We start from the raw sequence: 2430 nt of genomic DNA on the forward strand, positions 1-2430 counted from the left end.
CGACAGCGAGCGCATGCATCTGATTTATGAAGTGGTCGAATTCGTTGGCCGCTGGTCAATGATCGACGTGTTTGTGATCGCCGTATTGTCGGCGCTGGTGCGAATGGGGCAGTTGATGAGCATTTACCCCGCGACGGGCGCCGTGCTGTTCGCGCTGGTGGTGATCCTCACCATGTTCGCCGCCATGACATTTGATCCCCGGCTGACCTGGGATCGCGCAAGTGAAACAATCAACAAGGAGCCGCAAGGTGACGGAAAATAATCATAGCGTCGCGGACGTCGAGAAGATCAAGCGCTGGTCGCCGGTGTGGATCATTCCCATCGTGACCGCGCTGATCGGCGCCTGGATCCTGTTTTACCACTTCAGCCATCAGGGGCCGGTAGTGACGCTGGTCACCACGACGGCGGAAGGGCTGGAAGCGGGTAAAACCAAAATCAAAAGCCGCAGCGTGGACGTCGGCGTGGTGGAAACCGTCACGCTGAGCGAGGATCTGAGCAAGGTGATGGTGCAGGCGCGCCTTAATTCCGGCATGGAGAAATTGCTGCGCCAGGACTCCGCCTTCTGGGTGGTGAAGCCGCAGATCGGCCGTGAAGGCGTCTCCGGGCTGGGCACGCTGCTCTCCGGCGCCTATATCGAACTGCAGCCGGGCAACAAGGGCAAAGACGGCAAAGACAACTATCAGCTGCTCGACGCGCCGCCGCTGGCCTCTCCGGATGCCAAAGGGCTGCGCATCGTGCTGGACAGCGAAAAATCGGGCCAGCTCAATGCCGGCGATCCGGTGCTGTTCCGCGGCTACCGCGTCGGCTCGGTGGAAACCAGCTATTTCGATCCCAAAACGCGCGCCATGCGCTATCAGCTGTTCATTACCGCGCCTTACGATCAGCTGGTCACCACCAACGTGCGCTTCTGGAAAGACAGCGGCGTGGCGTTCGACATGTCGGCGCAGGGCATGCGGGTGGAGATGGGGTCGCTGACCACCCTGTTCAGCGGCGGCGTCAGTTTTGACGTGCCGGAGGGCTGGGATCGCGGCGAACAGGCGAAAGAGAAGGCGGAGTACCGGCTGTTCGACAACCAGCGCAGCACGCAGGATTCGCTGTATACCGTGCATAAGGACTACCTGCTGTTCTTTTCCGATTCGGTGCGCGGCCTGCAGCCGGGCGCCCCGGTCGAGTTCCGCGGCATCCGTCTGGGTACGGTGGCGCAGGTGCCGTTCTACAAAGAGGGCATGGCGCAGCGCCTGAACAACGATTACCGCATTCCGGTGTTGATCCGCATTGAGCCCGATCGGCTTCATAAACAGCTGGGGGACAACGTCGATATAGAGGCGCACCTGAAAGACGCGGAATCGCGCGGCATGCGCGCCTCGATGAAGTCCGCCAACCTGCTGACCGGTTCGCTGTATATCGATCTCGACTTCTATCCGCAGGAGAAACCGTGGAAAGGGCCGCGTGAGATGTTCGGTTATCCGCTGATGCCGACCACCAGCGGCGGGCTGGCGCAGATCCAGCAGAAACTGATGCAGACGCTGGACAAGATCAACGCGATGCCGATCAATCCGATGATCAACGAAGCGACCAAGACGCTGGCGGAAAGTCAGAAAACCATGAAGTCGACGCAGCAGACCATGAAGTCGCTGAACGACATCATCGCCAGCAAAGAGATGCAGGCGCTGCCGCAGGACATGCAGAAAACCCTGCTGGAGCTGAACCGCAGCATGAAAGGGTTCCAGCCTGGTTCGCCGGCTTACAACAAGATGGTGGGCGACATGCAGCGCCTCGACCAGGTGTTGCGTGAGCTGCAACCTGTGCTGCGCACCCTGAATGAGAAGAGCAACGCGCTGGTGTTTAAAGCCGCCGGCAGCACTGACCCTCAGCCGAAGAAGGCCACGAAATGATGAAATGGATCCCGGTAGCCCTGGCGCTGTTGCTCAGCGCCTGCAGCAGTTCGCCACAGAAGACCTACTATCAGTTGCCGGCGCTGGGTGCGCCGGCCGCGGCCGGCAGCAGCGGCGCCTCCACGCGCCAGCTGTGGCTGGAGCACGTGAGCGTGGCGGATTATCTGGCGCAGAGCGGCGTGGTGTATCAGACCAACGACGTGCAGTATGTGATAGCGCAAAACAATCTGTGGGCCAGCCCGCTCGACCAGCAGCTGCAGCAAACGCTGGTCACCAACCTGAGCAGCGCGCTGCCGGGCTGGGTGGTCTCTTCGCAGCCGATGAGCAGCGATCAGGATGTGCTCAACGTCACCGTCAGCGGCTTCCACGGCCGTTTTGACGGCAAGGCGATCGTTCGCGGCGAGTGGGTGCTGAACCGCCAGGGGCGCTTGATCAAACGGCCTTTCAGCCTGGAATTGAAACAGGGCGAGGACGGCTATGATGCCCTGGTGCGCACCCTGGCGCAGGGCTGGCAGCAGGAAGCTCAGGCTATCGC

3 protein-coding genes are annotated in these 2430 nt (G+C 61.1%); all 3 read left to right on the top strand.

Going from position 1 to position 2430, the window contains the following annotated elements; genetic code table 11:
• Nucleotides 1-262 (top strand): paraquat-inducible protein A (locus ABTW55_RS14365; RefSeq protein WP_181423091.1); only part of this gene is annotated, 262 nt, incomplete at its 5' end.
• The gene (gene pqiB, locus ABTW55_RS14370; protein ID WP_060420484.1) at nt 249-1895 is read left to right on the top strand and encodes an intermembrane transport protein PqiB; all 1647 of its coding nucleotides are present in this window, start codon (nt 249-251) and stop codon (nt 1893-1895) included. The genes ABTW55_RS14365 and pqiB, both read left to right, overlap by 14 nt.
• A partial coding sequence (gene pqiC, locus ABTW55_RS14375) for a membrane integrity-associated transporter subunit PqiC (RefSeq protein ID WP_060431837.1) occupies nt 1892-2430 on the top strand: 539 nt, incomplete at its 3' end. The genes pqiB and pqiC, both read left to right, overlap by 4 nt.

Source organism: Serratia sp. SM04 (assembly GCF_040280225.1).
Taxonomy (GTDB): domain Bacteria; phylum Pseudomonadota; class Gammaproteobacteria; order Enterobacterales; family Enterobacteriaceae; genus Serratia; species Serratia sarumanii.